The organism is Methylobacterium sp. Leaf466, assembly GCF_001425565.1.
Taxonomy (GTDB): domain Bacteria; phylum Pseudomonadota; class Alphaproteobacteria; order Rhizobiales; family Beijerinckiaceae; genus Methylobacterium.
Genome location: NZ_LMRC01000001.1, coordinates 249,701 through 263,849, shown reverse-complemented (window position 1 = coordinate 263,849; position 14,149 = coordinate 249,701). Strand labels below are relative to the sequence as shown.

General features: G+C 68.5%; 13 protein-coding genes, 1 tRNA gene and 1 pseudogene. 4 read left to right on the top strand and 11 right to left on the bottom strand.

From position 1 onward, the window contains the following. Positions 1–145: 145 nt before the first annotated feature. A complete protein-coding gene (locus tag ASG59_RS01035; RefSeq protein ID WP_244475590.1) occupies positions 146–1,972 on the bottom strand; it encodes a sigma-54-dependent Fis family transcriptional regulator in 1,827 nt (608 codons plus the stop codon). Between the two features lie 307 nt (positions 1,973–2,279). Here ASG59_RS01035 and adh point away from each other — a divergent pair, with 307 nt between their 5' ends. Continuing rightward, a complete protein-coding gene (gene adh, locus ASG59_RS01030; RefSeq protein ID WP_056406465.1) occupies positions 2,280–3,800 on the top strand; it encodes an aldehyde dehydrogenase in 1,521 nt (506 codons plus the stop codon). Between the two features lie 179 nt (positions 3,801–3,979). After that, the gene (locus ASG59_RS01025; RefSeq protein WP_056284846.1) at positions 3,980–4,390 is read left to right on the top strand and encodes a DUF779 domain-containing protein; all 411 of its coding nucleotides are present in this window, start codon (positions 3,980–3,982) and stop codon (positions 4,388–4,390) included. A 10-nt stretch (positions 4,391–4,400) separates the two neighbouring features. On the opposite strand, the gene ASG59_RS01020 is transcribed toward ASG59_RS01025, so the two are convergent. After that, positions 4,401–5,117, bottom strand: a complete 717-nt coding sequence (locus ASG59_RS01020) for an RlmE family RNA methyltransferase (protein ID WP_055884018.1) — start codon at positions 5,115–5,117, stop codon at positions 4,401–4,403. Beyond that, positions 5,114–6,214, bottom strand: a complete 1,101-nt coding sequence (locus ASG59_RS01015) for a Ppx/GppA phosphatase family protein (RefSeq protein WP_056284851.1) — start codon at positions 6,212–6,214, stop codon at positions 5,114–5,116. Before ASG59_RS01015 ends, ASG59_RS01020 begins: the two co-directional genes overlap by 4 nt. Before the next feature lie 364 nt (positions 6,215–6,578). On the opposite strand from ASG59_RS01015, the gene ASG59_RS01010 reads away from it, so the two are divergent. Beyond that, a tRNA-Thr gene (locus ASG59_RS01010) sits at positions 6,579–6,654 on the top strand. A 111-nt stretch (positions 6,655–6,765) separates the two neighbouring features. Here the strand turns inward: ASG59_RS01010 and ASG59_RS21125 are convergent. The 8 genes and pseudogenes from ASG59_RS21125 to ASG59_RS00975 all read right to left on the bottom strand — a co-directional run. Beyond that, a pseudogene (locus ASG59_RS21125) lies at positions 6,766–6,977 on the bottom strand (IS3 family transposase); the annotation flags it as partial. 464 nt (positions 6,978–7,441) lie between these two features. Further along, positions 7,442–7,993 carry an alpha/beta hydrolase gene (locus ASG59_RS01005; RefSeq protein WP_056406462.1) on the bottom strand — a complete coding sequence of 184 codons (552 nt, stop codon included), beginning with the start codon at positions 7,991–7,993 and terminating at the stop codon, positions 7,442–7,444. Between the two features lie 48 nt (positions 7,994–8,041). After that, entirely contained in the window at positions 8,042–9,073 is a 1,032-nt protein-coding gene (locus tag ASG59_RS01000; RefSeq protein WP_056406461.1) for a biotin-dependent carboxyltransferase family protein, read from the bottom strand. Beyond that, positions 9,070–9,795 carry a 5-oxoprolinase subunit PxpB gene (gene pxpB, locus ASG59_RS00995; protein WP_056406459.1) on the bottom strand — a complete coding sequence of 242 codons (726 nt, stop codon included), beginning with the start codon at positions 9,793–9,795 and terminating at the stop codon, positions 9,070–9,072. The genes ASG59_RS01000 and pxpB overlap by 4 nt, the downstream gene beginning before the upstream one ends. A gap of 151 nt (positions 9,796–9,946) precedes the next feature. After that, positions 9,947–10,747: a hypothetical protein gene (locus ASG59_RS00990; RefSeq protein WP_244475589.1), complete on the bottom strand. Its 801-nt coding sequence runs from the start codon at positions 10,745–10,747 to the stop codon at positions 9,947–9,949. Positions 10,748–10,890: 143 nt separating this feature from the next. Beyond that, entirely contained in the window at positions 10,891–11,283 is a 393-nt protein-coding gene (locus ASG59_RS00985; RefSeq protein ID WP_055883997.1) for a DUF3618 domain-containing protein, read from the bottom strand. Beyond that, positions 11,280–11,675 carry a phage holin family protein gene (locus ASG59_RS00980; protein ID WP_055883994.1) on the bottom strand — a complete coding sequence of 132 codons (396 nt, stop codon included), beginning with the start codon at positions 11,673–11,675 and terminating at the stop codon, positions 11,280–11,282. The genes ASG59_RS00985 and ASG59_RS00980 overlap by 4 nt, the downstream gene beginning before the upstream one ends. 12 nt (positions 11,676–11,687) lie before the next feature. Further along, on the bottom strand, positions 11,688–12,134 hold the full coding sequence (locus tag ASG59_RS00975) for a hypothetical protein (RefSeq protein ID WP_244475598.1): 447 nt from the start codon (positions 12,132–12,134) through the stop codon (positions 11,688–11,690). Between the two features lie 508 nt (positions 12,135–12,642). Between ASG59_RS00975 and ASG59_RS00970 the strand changes: the two genes are divergently transcribed. After that, positions 12,643–14,064 (top strand): trehalose-6-phosphate synthase, encoded by a 1,422-nt coding sequence (locus ASG59_RS00970; protein ID WP_055883992.1) that lies wholly within the window; start codon positions 12,643–12,645, stop codon positions 14,062–14,064. The last annotated feature ends 85 nt before the right edge of the window (positions 14,065–14,149 follow it).

Below are 14,149 nucleotides of genomic sequence, written 5' to 3'. Positions count from 1 at the left end.
ACGGCCGGGTGCGCCCGCGCACAGGAGGTTCGGCTCGTGCTGCGGCTTTCCGGTCTTCTCCAGCCGGCCTTGCCACCTCAGAACGACCGCGCATCGGCCCCCAGGCGATCCGCCGGTCCGTGGACCGTCTGGTCTCACGCGCGCTTCACCCCCTCGGGACAGCCTCACCGCTCGCCGAGAGGCAGCGCCGATAGAGCGTGCTGCGGCTGATCCCGAGACGACGGGCGGCCTGCGAGACGTTGCCGCCACAGGCCGCCAGGGCCGCGCGCATGGCCTCCAAGGCGATACCGTCGAGCTGCCCGGGAGCGGCGGGAGCAGGCGCTTCGGCCTGTCGCTTCAGGTCGGCGGGCAGGGCGTCGCGGGTCAGCGTCTCTCCGGGGTCCGCCAGGGCGCGCAGGGCGCGCAGGGTACCCACGAGCTGGCGGAAGTTGCCGGGCCAGTCGCAGGCCGCGAGCGCCGCCTCGCAGCCCTCGTCGAGGACGACGTCGCCGCCCAGGTTGCTCCAGAGCCGGCGCACGAGGGCCGGGCGGTCGGGATAGGCCCGCAGGGGCGGCAGGCCGACGGTATAGGTGGCGATGCGGAAGTACAGGTCGGCGCGGAAGGCACCTGCCGCGACGAGGTCGGGTAGCCGGCGGTGGGTCGCGCAGATCACGGCCACGTCGAGGGGGATCGGCCGGCTCGCCCCGACCGGCGTCACCTCCCGCTCCTGCAGCACCCGCAGCAGGCGCGACTGCAGGGTGAGGGGCATGTCGCCGATCTCGTCGAGGAAGACGAGGCCGCCCTCGGCTTCGCGCAACAGGCCGCGGGAACCGGCCTTGCGCGCGCCGGTGAAGGCGCCCGCCTCGTAGCCGAACAATTCGGCCTCGATCAGGCTCTCGGGTAGGGCGGCGCAATTCACCGCGACGAAGGGCTTTGCCCCCCTGCGGCTACCGGCGTGGGCGGCACGGGCGAACACCTCCTTGCCGGTGCCGGTCTCGCCCTGGATCAACACCGAGACGCCGGCATCGAGAAGGCGCACCGCCCGCGCGAGATCCCGGCGGGTCTCCGGCGACAGCGCGATGTCGGGATCGGGCACCACGGTCGCCGCCGCCGGGAGATCAGGCCGCGAGAGTCTTCGCGTGGCCGGAGGCTCGCGGTCGATCCGGGCGTGGAATCCGCGCCCGGCCCGGTCGCGCAGCATCGCCACGCCGGCGCCGGGGCGGATGGTGTCGGGAAACAGCGCGGCGAGGGCGAGGTGGTCGAGGCCGGCCCAGTCGAGGCCGAGCAGGCTCAGCCCGTGCCGGTTGGCCGCCACCAGGCGCCGGTCGTCGAACACCAGCACGCCTTCGCGGGGCGTGCCGACGAGCGCCGGGTCGGAATGAAGCCGCAGGATTTCGCAGCCGGGAAACCCGGTCGTGAGGGCGCGATGCTCGACGCCGTCGACGGCGCGTCGCAGCAGCTCCAGGGCGTGCGAGGGATGCGCCGAGGCCGGTCCGGATAGGTCGAGCACGCCCAGCGTGTTGCCGCGCGGACCGAGGATCGGCATGGCGGCGCAGCTCAGGATGCGGTGGCCCTCGAAGTAATGCTCCACGCCGTGCACCGATACGGCCTGGCGCTCGATCAGGGCCGCGCCGATGGCATTGGTGCCCGTGGACGATTCCGACCACGGCACGCCGGGGCGCAGGGCGACCTGCACCGCACGGGCGGCGAAATCCGTGCTGCCGAGACTGTCGAGAATGATTCCGTCGGGATCGGCGAGGACCACGATCCCGCCGCCGGCGACGGCCTCGGCATGCAGGGCCTCGACCTCAGGCCGGCATAGCCGGCGCAGGTCGAAACTGCGTTCCACAACCTGGCGCAAGGCATGGTCGGGCATCGGCTCGAGGGTAGGGCGCACGGCGCTGTCGAGCCCGGCTTCGGCACAGCGCAGCCACGAACGCAGGACCGGTTCCGACGGGCGACGATCGCCGACGAGCGACCGCCGTGCGGCCATCAGCGTTTCCGCGGTCACGGACGGGGATTCTTCCATCGCTCGCGCCGTTCGGGCTCCAGCTGCGACACCCGTCGCAATTTGCGACGGGTGTCGCAGCTGTCGCAGCACAAGTCCAGCGTAAGGGCGTCGAAAGGCCTTTCGCCGTTCCGGCGAGCAAGGATGCCCGCCTGTGGTAGAATGAACAAGTAACGAATATCTTCAACGTCTTACCGCGACGCACAAGAGACGCTCGACCGTACCGGTTTCATTTGGCATGGACCCTGCCATGGCGTATGAGGTCTCAACACAACAACAAGGAGGATTCGCCATGAACAAGCCGGAGTTTCTCGCGTCCAGCCTGAAGGCCCCGTTCTCGGCCCGTTACGACAACTTCATCGGTGGCCAGTGGGTCGCGCCGGTGAACGGCCGCTACTTCGAGAACACCTCTCCCATCAACGGGCGGGTGATCTGCGAGGTCGCCCGGTCGGATGCGCAGGATGTCGACAAGGCCCTCGACGCCGCCCACGCCGCCAAGGACGCCTGGGGCCGCACCTCCGCCGCCGAGCGCGCCCTGATCCTCAACCGGATCGCCGACCGGATGGAGGACAACCTCGACCTGATCGCCCGGGCCGAGACCTGGGACAACGGCAAGCCGATCCGCGAGACGACGCATGCGGACATTCCGCTCGCCATCGACCACTTCCGCTATTTCGCCGGCTGCGTGCGCGCCCAGGAAGGCTCGATCTCCGAGATCGACCACGACACGGTGGCCTACCACTTCCACGAGCCGCTCGGCGTCGTCGGCCAGATCATCCCGTGGAACTTCCCCATCCTGATGGCGGTGTGGAAGCTGGCGCCCGCGCTCGCCGCCGGCAACTGCGTCGTCCTCAAGCCCGCCGAGCAGACCCCCGCCTCGATCCTCGTGGTGGCCGAACTCATCGCCGACCTGCTGCCGCCGGGCGTGCTCAACATCGTCAACGGCTTCGGCCTCGAATGCGGCAAGCCGCTGGCCTCCTCGCCCCGCATCGCCAAGATCGCGTTCACCGGCGAGACGACGACGGGCCGGCTCATCATGCAGTACGCCTCGCAGAACCTGATCCCGGTGACGCTGGAGCTCGGCGGCAAGTCGCCGAACATCTTCTTCGCCGATGTGGCCAACGAGGACGACGATTTCTTCGACAAGGCCCTGGAAGGCTTCACGATGTTCGCCCTCAACCAGGGCGAGGTCTGCACCTGTCCGAGCCGGGCGCTGGTGCACGAGTCGATCTACGACCGCTTCATGGAGCGGGCGATCAAGCGGGTGGAGGCGATCACGCAAGGCTCTCCGCTCGATCCCACCACGATGATCGGCGCCCAGGCCTCCTCCGAGCAGCTGGAGAAGATCCTCAGCTACGTCGATATCGGCAAGCAGGAAGGTGCCGAGTGCCTGACCGGCGGCGAGCGCAATGTGAAGGACGGCGACTTCGCCGAGGGCTTCTACATGAAGCCGACGGTGTTCAAGGGCCACAACAAGATGCGCATCTTCCAGGAGGAGATCTTCGGGCCCGTGCTCTCGGTCACGACCTTCAAGGACGATGCCGAAGCGCTCTCCATCGCCAACGACACCCTCTACGGGCTCGGCGCCGGCGTCTGGACCCGCGACGGCAGCCGCGCCTACCGCTTCGGCCGGGCGATCCAGGCCGGCCGCGTCTGGACCAACTGCTACCACGCCTATCCGGCGCATGCGGCCTTCGGCGGCTACAAGCAGTCCGGCATCGGCCGCGAGAACCACAAGATGATGCTCGACCACTACCAGCAGACCAAGAACATGCTGGTCAGCTACTCGTCCAAGAAGCTCGGGTTCTTCTAGGCCGTCCACGCCTGTCGCGAAGCGCCCCGACCGGACGGGCCGGGGCGTTTCCGCGTGGCATATCTGCGATCGTTCACCTCGCGACCTGATCCTGAGGCAGCGGCGCGAAGCGCGGCCCTTCAGGACGGGCTGGCGTGCTGGTCCGAGGCCGATCTCACCTGAGCGAAAGACGACCGACCATGACCGACCCCAGCACCGCCGACCAAGCCGGCGCCGACGGTACGCCCCTGCGCGTCACCGCGACCCCGGCGGCCGTCGCGTTGATCGACGAACTGCGCGCCGAGCACGGGCCGGTGATGTTCCACCAGTCCGGCGGCTGCTGCGACGGCTCCTCGCCGATGTGCTACCCCGTCGGCGACTTCCTCACCGGTGACAGCGACGTGCACCTCGGCGAGGTGGCCGGTGCCGACTTCTGGATCAGCCGGCCGCAGTTCCAGGTCTGGAAGCACACCCACCTCATCCTCGACGTGGTGCCCGGGCGCGGCGGCATGTTTTCTCTCGAGAACGGTCGCGACAAACGGTTCCTCATCCGCTCGCGGCTGTTCACGCAAGCCGAGAACACCGCCCTGGAGGGCGCCTGCCGGCTCTGATCGCCGTCGCTCAGGTCTCGGTGGCCTCATCGGTCTGGGACGTCGTCCCACGATACCCCGTCGCCAACACGTACAATTCGCTCGAATCGGCCCGGCTCGCGTTCGGCTTGACGTGTCGCACCAGGGCGAAGTCGCGCTTCAAGTCGGCGAGCAGCGTGCCCTCGGTGCCGCCCTGGAACACCTTGGCGAGATAGGCCCCGCCCGGCGCCAGGATCTCGCGGGCGAACTCGGCGGCGGTCTCGGCCAGTCCGATGATGCGCAGGTGGTCGGTCTGCTTGTGGCCGGTGGTGTTGGCGGCCATGTCGGACAGGACGAGGTCGGCCCGGCCGCCGAGGAGCGTGGTCAGGCGTTCGGGCGCGCTCGGATCGAGGAAGTCGAGGGTGATGAACTCGACGCCCGTCATCGGCTCGATCTCGAGAAGGTCGATGCCGACGATGCGCCCTTCCGCGCCCACGATCTTGGCCGCCACCTGCGACCACCCGCCGGGGGCTGCGCCGAGATCGACGATCCGCTGGCCGGGCTTGATGATCTTGAAACGCTCGTCGATCTCGATGAGCTTGAAGGCGGCCCGCGAGCGATATCCCTCACGCTTGGCACGGGCGACGTAGGGATCGTTGAGCTGGCGTTCCAGCCAACGCTTCTGAGACGCCGTGCGGCCTCGCCCCGTCTTCACCCGCTGCTTGAGTTCGCCCCGCAACCCGCCGCTGGCACCGCGCCGATCGGTCAACGGTGGCCCCCGCGGCGCCAGACGCCGTCCTCGCGCATCATGTTCATCAACAGTCCTTCGCGCAGGCCACGGTCGGCGATGCGCAGGCGTTCGGAGGGAAAGGCCCGGCGGATCGCCTCGAGGATGGCGCAGCCCGCCAGCACGAGGTCGGCCCGGTCCCGGCCGATGCAGGGGTTGTCGGCGCGCTGGTCGAGGCGCGTGTCGAGGAGGTCGTCGATGGCGTCGGAGACCTCGCCGTCGCTCATCCAGAGGCCGTCGACCCGGCGGCGCTCGTAGCGCACGAGCCGCAAATGCATGGCCGCCAGCGTCGTCACCGTGCCGGAGGTGCCGAGCAGGTGGAAATGCCGGGCGTTGGCGGCGGGTGCCGCCCGGATCGCGAAGCGGGCGAGGAGGTCGGCGACCTCCTCCACCATGCCCTCGAACATCAGCCGCGTGACCTCCGCCCCGCCATGGCGTTCGGCCAGGGTGACGACACCGACGGGCAGGGAATCCCAGGCGCGGATGCGCAGGGTGGGGTCCGTCGACGGATTGGTGGCCGCCCCGTCGAGCCAGGCGATCTCGGTGGAGCCGCCGCCGATATCGAAGATCACCACCGATTCGGCGTAAGGGTCGGCCAGCGCCGCGCAGCCGGTGACGGCGAGATAGGCCTCGGTCTGCCGGTCGACGATCTCGAGATCGAGTCCGACCTGCGTGCGGACCCGTTCGACGAAGTCGGCGCCGTTCACCGCGAGCCGGCACGCCTCCGTGGCGATGATCTTGGCCCGCACGACGCCGCGGGTCTCCATCTTGGAGCGGCAGATCCGAAGGGCGTCGAGGGTGCGCAGGATCGCCGCTTCGCTGAGGCGGTCGGAGGTGCCGAGCCCCTCGCCGAGGCGTACGATGCGCGAGAAGGCGTCGATGACGCGAAAGCCATGGGAGGCCGCTTCGGCGATCAGCAACCGGCAATTGTTGGTGCCGAGGTCGAGGGCCGCATAGGCGTTGCGGCGTCCGAGCCGGAACGGGGCGGCGGGTGCGGCACTGCGCGAGGTGGACACCCCGTCGATCGCTGGCTGGCCGGCGGGCGGGGCCGGCAGGGTCGCCGCACTCTCTTCCCTCATCGGGGGACACGGTCCTCGGTCGCGGCCGCGGGCATGCCGCCCGGCCATCGTTCACGTCGAAACTACAGGGCTTACGAAGAACTGCAAAGACTTCATCCCGGCCGGTATTCCCCATCCCCCGCCACGTGCGCGGCGCGGCAGCCGAAAGCGCCTTGCCGCAGCGCGAAGGCGTGCCGATCATGGAAAGTTCGCCTCGCTCGAAAGCTGCATCGCGCGATCGTCGGCCGTGGCAACGCCGGATTCCGTTGCCCCACTGCATCGCCTGCGCATCCCATGACCCCGAGACGCTCCCGCCACCTTGCCAAGGTCGGACCGGCCGGGTAACACCGCGCAGTGCCGGCTCGCTCGACGGTCCAGCGCCTGTGCCGCAATAGCTCAGCTGGTAGAGCACCTCATTCGTAATGAGGGGGTCGGGGGTTCGAATCCCTCTTGCGGCACCATTCCCGACCTAGGTTGCAAGCCGTTACTCGACTTTTGCCCGTCTGCGACGGCAGCGGGGGACAGTGTCGTCGAAGCTGACGGTGCGCTGGGCATCCGATCATCGCCCGACTTCACGGATAGGGGGCGCTCGCGTTCTGTTCGGCTTGTTCGGTCGTGAGGTAGCCGAATGGAAGCGTTGCCGTTCGCAGCAACCTGCGATCTCGGCGAACGTGTCGCGTCGGACCTCGTCTCGGGCCGCCCATCGTCGCTGGCTGACGCGTTCGATCTTGAGGATGTGGAGAAAGCATTCCAGCGGGGCGGTGCCGGCGCAACAGCCAGGCTGCCTTTGGCCGCGACGCCATTTCGATCCGCGCTCCCGTGAGGGAGCGACGATGTCGGTGGCGACCTGGCCAACGGTGCGGATGTTTCGATCCACGCTCCCGTGAGGGAGCGACCGACCGCCTTCCCCTAACATGCGACCGGAATTGATGTCTTCAGCCTGTCTGCGCGAACCGTCGGGGGCGAAGGTGTTTGAGGCCGGTGGCGTGAGGGCGTCGGGACGCGAAGGTGTTGTCGGGTAAGGTGTTGTCCGATGTGCGAACCTCTGAACGACGGTCCGTCCGCTCTGGGTTCGCGCGTGCCACTCCGTGCATCGCTGGCGCGACCGTCGAGAACGGCAGCGGATCGGGTCTTCGGCCGGGTAGGCCGCGTGCGAGCCCCAGGCGGAGGGCATCGACGTTCGCCGAACCGGTCACCACGACGAAGCGAGGGGCGGGAGCGGCCGAGTCCGGTCCTACTGGTCTACGCTCACAGGTCCTTCATGAAGCCGGCGAGGCGCATCAGGCCCTCGGGCCAGGGGCCGTGCCCGCTGGCGATGTTGATATGGCCGGAATGTCCGGCATCGACCGTCGTCGCGCCCCAGGCGAGGGCGAAATCCTCGGCGCGCGCGTAGCTGCAATAAGGGTCGTCGCGGCTCGCCACGACCAGGGCCTGGAACGGCAGGGGCCGGCGCGGGATCGGGGCGAACCGTCGGACGGCGTCGGGCAGGTTCGGTGTCGTCTCGACGTCGGGCAGGGCGACGAGAACGGCGCCGCGCACCACGCCGGTCGGGAAGGCGGGAACGGCCAGGATCGTGGCCACGACGCCCAGGCTGTGGGCGATCAGGATCACCGGCCGCGTCGCCTGCGTCACCGCCTCGACGATGCGCCCGCACCAGGCCTCGGGATCGGGATTGTGCCAATCGGCCTGCTCGACGACACGACCCGTCGACAGGCGGGAGGCCCAGCGGACCTGCCAGTGGCCGTCGTCGGAGCCCCCGAGGCCCGGCAGGATCAGGATGTCGCAATCGGCCGTCTTCATGGGCGCGTCGATAGCCAACTCCGGCCGGCCCGTCGAGGGCCGGTGCGCTCATGGGGTCGAGGCGAGGGCGTCGACGGCATCGCCGGCCAGGTTGGCGCCGCCCAGGCATTCGGCCTCTGCGACGGCCACGTCTCGGAGCGACCCCGGCAATGCCGCGATCTCGCGCGACCGGGCGCGAGCGGCCGCCGTCGCCTGGGCGAGATCGACGATGGCGAAGCGGACGGCATCGCCGGGCCGCCGTTGCGCCAGCCGGCGCAGGTCGGCCGAGACGACCGTCGCGATCTTGGGGTATCCGCCGGTGGTCTGCCGGTCCACCATCAGCACGATCGGGTGGCCGTTGCCGGGCAACTGGATCGAGCCGGCCACCGTCCCGTCCGACACGATGTTGTAGCCCTTCCCGCCATGGGCGATCGACGGACCGTCGAGGCGGTATCCCATGCGATCGGCCTGATGCGAGACCGTCAATCCCTCGCCGAGGAACACCGCCCATCCCTCCGGCGAGACGTGGTCGTCCTGTGGACCGAGCATGATGCGGATCGCCCTATGCCCATCGTGTGGGCGCGCAGGCATGGCCCTGTCGATACCGCCCGGATCGGCAGGCACGTCGAGCCGGTCGCCGGGCCGGAGGGGACGTCCGTCGATTCCGCCGATGCCGGCGCGCAGGTGGAGGGCGCGGCTGCCCAGGACGGACGCGCCGCCGATTCCGCCGGCCACGGCCAGATAGCCGAAGACGCCACGATGTGGCGGCGCAATGGTGAGGCATTGGCCCTTCGCGAGAACGAAGGAACGCGCCCCGATCACCGGAGAGCCATCGCATGCGACCATGCCCATGGCACCGGCGACAGCCAGGCGGACGTCGCCGTCCTCAACGCGAAACTCGCCGCCGCCGAGACCGAATTCGATGACGGTTTCATCCGCCTTGTTGCCGACCAGGGTGTTGGCCATCGCCATGGCGAGCGGATCCATCGCACCGGACGGCGACAGGCCGTAGCGCTGATGGCCCCGGCGTCCGCCGTCCTGCAGGCTCGCCAGGCCATGGCAGCGCAGGACGACGAGCGCACATGCTCCGGTCCCGCTCACGCCGAGATCGACTCGGCGACGCAGTCGCCGGCCTCCTCGGCACGGTCGAGGTCGTCCCAACGGTCAGGATCGATCGGTACGAACCGCACCCTGTCTCCGGGTTCGAACAGGAAGATCGGGTCGGCCTCCGGACGAAAGGTCCGCACGGGCGTGCGTCCGAGGAGATGCCAACCGCTGGGCGCCGCGATGCTGGCGACCAGGGCCTGGGCACCACCGATCGAAATCGTGCCGGCCGGTGTTGCGGAGCGTGGATTCTCACGCCGGGGCAGGGCCAGGCGCGGGTCGAGCCCGCTGAGATAGGCATAACCCGGCAGAAAGCCGAGCATCGCGACCCGGTAATCACCGGAGGCATGGCACGCGATCACCGCCTCCGGCGTCAGCCCATGCCGCTGCGCCACGGCGTCGAGGTCCACCCCGAACGCGCCGCCGTAGACCACGGGGATACGCCAGATTCGGGTCGGTCGACTGGCTGTGGTGCACCGTCCGGCCAGGGCGAGCACGTCGGCGGCGAGTCGTGCGGGATCGACGGCGATGGGATCGAGGTGCACCGTCAGGGAACGATAGGTCGGTACGACCTCGACGAGGCCGGGCAGCGCCACCTCCTTCAAGAGGCCATCGAGCGCCAGGACCCGGCTTGTCAGCGCATCGTCGATGCTATCGCCGAACGTGATCGTGAATGCGGTGTCGCCGCACCAGAGAAGCCGCGCGTCGGGTCCTTCCATCTCCCTTCGGCCCATCTCCCTTGGCCCCACGGCACCGGCGACCGCGGTGCGCACGACAAAGCACCGCGTGCAGGACGGGGATCATCGACGAAAAAAGGGCGGTGCCAAGCCCGGCACCGCCCACGTCGTCGTCTACGGAGCTACCGCAACGTCAGTGCGGACGCGGACGGTTCGCGCCGGCGTTCGGCTCGGCGGCCTCGGCGACACGCTGCGCAGCGGCGTTGATCGCCTCGGGGTCGAGGGCGCTCTCAACGAACTCGCGGCCCTTGCTGGTGATGTCGCGTGCATACCGGAGACCCTGGTCGCGTACCTCGTCGGCCCACGGACCCACGGTCTCGTCCTCCTTGCGGGTGCGGGGCAGAAGGGCTCCGAGGAGCAGCCCCGCCGCAACGCCGACGACGCCGACGAGGAGGGGGTTCTCGGACACGAAGGTCTCCACGGCGCTCTTGCCCTCGCGAAGGCGCTCGGCTCCCCGATCCGACAGGTCGGACAGCCGCCGACGCTGGGCCTCACTCTGCTCGCTGGCCCAGTCGCGGGTCTCGTCGTAGGTCCGGCCGGCCCGGTCACGCAGGTCCCGCGCGGTCTCCGCGGCGCGTCCCTTGGCATCGGACGCAGCGGAATAGACCCGCTCCTTCGCCTCGTCGAACGTGTCGGACGCCTGCTCGGCGAGGTGCGCGGCGCGGCTCTTCAGCCCCTCGGCGGTGTCGCGAGCATCGTCGACGGCATCCGCCGTCTCGGCTCGGGCCCGGTGGAGGCCGGCGGCGGTATCTTTGTGCAGGCGATCATGCAGAGAATGCTCGGTGGTCGAGCCGTGAGGCAGGCCGGCCGCGGCCAGGATGTCTTCGGGCGTCGTACCCGGGCCGCCGATGGTGCTCTTGCTGGTGTTCATCTGGCAAACTCCTCGTGCGTTGTGCCGGCTCCTCTCCAGAGAGGAGGCATCGATCTCGACCAATGAGTCCGGATATTCGGGCTCGATAACGGAGGGTGACGAAAGTCGTACCGCGATCGGAGCGGGCGTGTACTGTAGACAGAACTCGTCTTCCGCAGCCGATGGGTCCTGTCGCCGACGATGACGTCTCCGATAGGCTCGCGGGTTCAGATCTGGGTCTCGTCGCCGATCCCATTGACGGAGCGTCGGGTCGGTTGGTCCGGATCGTAGGTCCGATCGGCGCCGTTCTTCAGGACCGGCAGATCCTCGGCCGCCCGCTGGACGCGGCGCCGCTCGGCATCGCGCATGACGTCGCCCGACATCCGGTGCAGCAACCAGCCCACGCCCGCGGTGATCAGCAGAACCGGGACCGGGTTCCGGCGGACAGCTGCGAGAACACCGTCGTAGGCGCCGGACAGTGGCGTCTTGCGAGCGTTCCCGAGCATCTCGTCGACGATGCTCGATACGGTGAGCCGACCCTGGATCTTGTCGATGGTCTCGTCGAGGCGAGCGCGGCTCGCTTCGATGTCCTTCTCGAGGTCGTTGAGCGAACCGGTCATCCCGAAACCCTTTCGGACAATGTACGAGCGTCTTCGCGGACCTGCCGGGTCGTGCGCGTCGGAGCGAGGGTGGAGATCGACATCGCGCTGCGGCCCCACAGCGCGAGGCCGATCGCGACGACGAGCAGGACGCCGCCGACGATGAGGGCGGCCAACGCTTCGGAGTTCACCACCGTCGCCAGCCACTTCACGAGGGCGTCGACGAGGACCAGCATGGCCACGACGCCGAAAACGGCGGCGCCGACGAGCATCGCCATTCCGAGGAACAGCGAGCGGATGTTGCTCGTCATCTCGTTCCGGAAGAGAGCGATCTCCTTGCGCGCCAGCTCGTTGGTCTCACGGAGCGCATCGCCGATGAGCCCCTGGATGCTGGATGGATTGCCGTTCGACATGGGCCCGCGACCTCAGGCGCCATAGCCGTCGTAACGATCGCCCTTCGGCGAAACGCTCGACGACTTGATGAAACGCGCGACCATGAAGCCGGTCACGAAGGTCGCGACGGCCACGGCGACCGGCGCCCGGCGAGCGAAGGCCTCGGCGTCGTCGTAGAAGTCGGCGAAGCTCCGCGACTCGATCGATCCGCCGAGCTGCTCCAAGCCCTCGGCGGCACTGTCGAAGAAAGCCTTGATGTTGGGCTTGTCGTCGAACGTCTTGCTCGAGTCGCGCAGACCCTTGGCGAGGTCGTGGACCGACTGGGCGGCGTCGCCCTTGCGCCGATCGACGTAGTCGGTCACCTGGACCTTGGCGGCTTCCACGAACCCGCGGCCGCGCTCGACGGCGAGGTTGGCAATACCGTCGACGTCGCTGCGCAGGGCCTTGAGATCGGGGGGAGCCGTATTGTCGCCGGACAGGGACTCGTTGGCGTGTTGGCCTGGGGCGTTGATGCCGCTCACGGGTGTCACTCCTTCACTGGCGCGCGCGACGGCCGCAGGGCACGACGGCGTCGCAGGTGCTATGTTGTGGCGGTGTAACATTCCCCGTGGGCGCCGGTTCCTTCTATGGAGCCCGGCGTTTTCCCGCTCGCGCCGGCAGCCGACCGTGAAGCCCGAGAGAGGTGACGCGGGGAAGCCGGTCGGTCCCTGTCGCTCGGGTCGCGATCAGGCTCCGTTCATCGCGCCCAGGGCATGAAAGCCGAGCTTGGCCGGTCAGGACATCGACCCGGTGGACGCTTTTCGGCGGGAGTTGTGTGCCATTCTGCCAAACGATCGGTCCGGCGTCGGCGATGCCTTGACCGACGAGGCTCAAAGGCGCTTGGCTGTAGGCACGGATCACGAACGGTCTTTGCGCGTTCACGTAAGCATTTCATTGATGGCGAAGCGCGGTGGTCGCGCCGAGCCCTGAGGACCGGAGCCCACATTCGTGGCACGCCTTGTCATCGTATCGAACCGCGTCGCGATCCCCGACGAACAGGGCAAGGCGGTGGCAGCCGGCGGATTGGCCGTCGCCGTCAAGGAGGCTTTCACCGCCTACGAAGGGCTCTGGTTCGGCTGGAGCGGAACCGTCACCGAAAACCCGTCGCCCGAACCGACCCTGATCGACCGCGGCCACATCCAATATGCGGTCGTCGATCTGTCTCCCCAGGACCACCGGGAATATTACAGCGGTTTCGCCAATCGCGCCCTCTGGCCGATCATGCATTACCGGCTTGGTCTCGGGTCTTTTTCGCGCTCGGACTACGCGGGTTATCTCCGGGTCAATCGGATTTTCGCGCGTACCCTGGCCAAATTGATCGAGCCGGATGACATCATCTGGGTGCACGACTACCACATGTTGCCGCTGGCCTCCGAGTTGCGTGGCCTCGGCATCGCCAACCCGATTGGTTACTTCCATCACATCCCATGGCCGGCCGCGGACGTGTTCAACACGCTGCCCGCCAGTGGCGAGCTCCTGCGCGCAATCGCCGATTACGACCTCATTGGCCTGCAGACGGACCCGGACGTCCACAACCTCTCGCGCAACCTCATCGACGAGCTGCGGGCGATCCCGCTCGGTGGCGGTTCGCTCATGGTGGAGGGGCGGCGTACCCGCATCCGCAGCTTCCCGATCGGTATCGACGTGGCCGGCTTCAAGGAGGCCGCCGAGAACGCCGGTGCCAACAAGGTCGTGCGCGAGACGTTGTCCGGCCTGCGCACCCGCAAGCTCCTGATCGGTGTCGATCGTCTCGATTACTCGAAGGGCGTGCCGGAGCGGATGGAGGCGGTCGACCGCTTCTTTGCTTCGAATCCCGATCAGCGTGGCAACGTCGTCTACATTCAGATCACCCCGAAATCGCGCACCGAGGTCCCGGAGTACGAGGAGCTCAGCCGCGAGGTGAATCAGACGGTCGGCGAGATCAACGGGTCGCTGGGCGAACCGAACTGGACGCCGATCCAGTACGTCACGAAGGCCTATCCGCGCCCGGTCCTCGCCGGGCTTTATCGTGCCGCCCGGGTCGGGCTGGTGACGCCGATGCGCGACGGCATGAACCTGGTGGCCAAGGAGTTCGTCGTCGCCCAAAGTCCCGAAGACCCTGGCGTCCTCGTGCTGTCGAAATTCGCGGGCGCCGCACGGCAGCTGCCGGAAGCTCTGCTCGTGAATCCCTACGACCGATTCGAGGTCGCCGAGGCGATCAGGACCGCGCTGTACATGCCCCGCGGCGAGCGGCTCGAACGCTGGACCCCCATGGTCGAGCGGATGACCCGCGAGGATGTGGATTGGTGGGCGCGCAACTTCATGACCGAGCTCGAGAATTTCCGTACGATCGAGCGTGAACCGCCCCGCGCCGCGGCGGCCGCGGAATAGCCGAAGGGTACCGTCGGACGCCTTTGCTCCGCAGCGGCGGTAGGACTAAGGTCACGCTTCTTTCCTCGGAGCGTGGACAAGTTTC

Bases quoted from the DNA above. Each gene is read 5' to 3' on its own strand.
- ASG59_RS01035 (WP_244475590.1), bottom strand. From the start codon at position 1,972: ATGGCCGCACGGCGGTCGCTCGTCGGCGATCGTCGCCCGTCGGAACCG.
- adh (WP_056406465.1), top strand. From the start codon at position 2,280: ATGAACAAGCCGGAGTTTCTCGCGTCCAGCCTGAAGGCCCCGTTCTCG.
- pxpB (WP_056406459.1), bottom strand. From the start codon at position 9,795: ATGGAAGGACCCGACGCGCGGCTTCTCTGGTGCGGCGACACCGCATTC.
- ASG59_RS01025 (WP_056284846.1), top strand. From the start codon at position 3,980: ATGACCGACCCCAGCACCGCCGACCAAGCCGGCGCCGACGGTACGCCC.
- ASG59_RS00980 (WP_055883994.1), bottom strand. From the start codon at position 11,675: ATGTCGAACGGCAATCCATCCAGCATCCAGGGGCTCATCGGCGATGCG.
- ASG59_RS01005 (WP_056406462.1), bottom strand. From the start codon at position 7,993: ATGAAGACGGCCGATTGCGACATCCTGATCCTGCCGGGCCTCGGGGGC.
- ASG59_RS00985 (WP_055883997.1), bottom strand. From the start codon at position 11,283: ATGACCGGTTCGCTCAACGACCTCGAGAAGGACATCGAAGCGAGCCGC.
- ASG59_RS01015 (WP_056284851.1), bottom strand. From the start codon at position 6,214: ATGAGGGAAGAGAGTGCGGCGACCCTGCCGGCCCCGCCCGCCGGCCAG.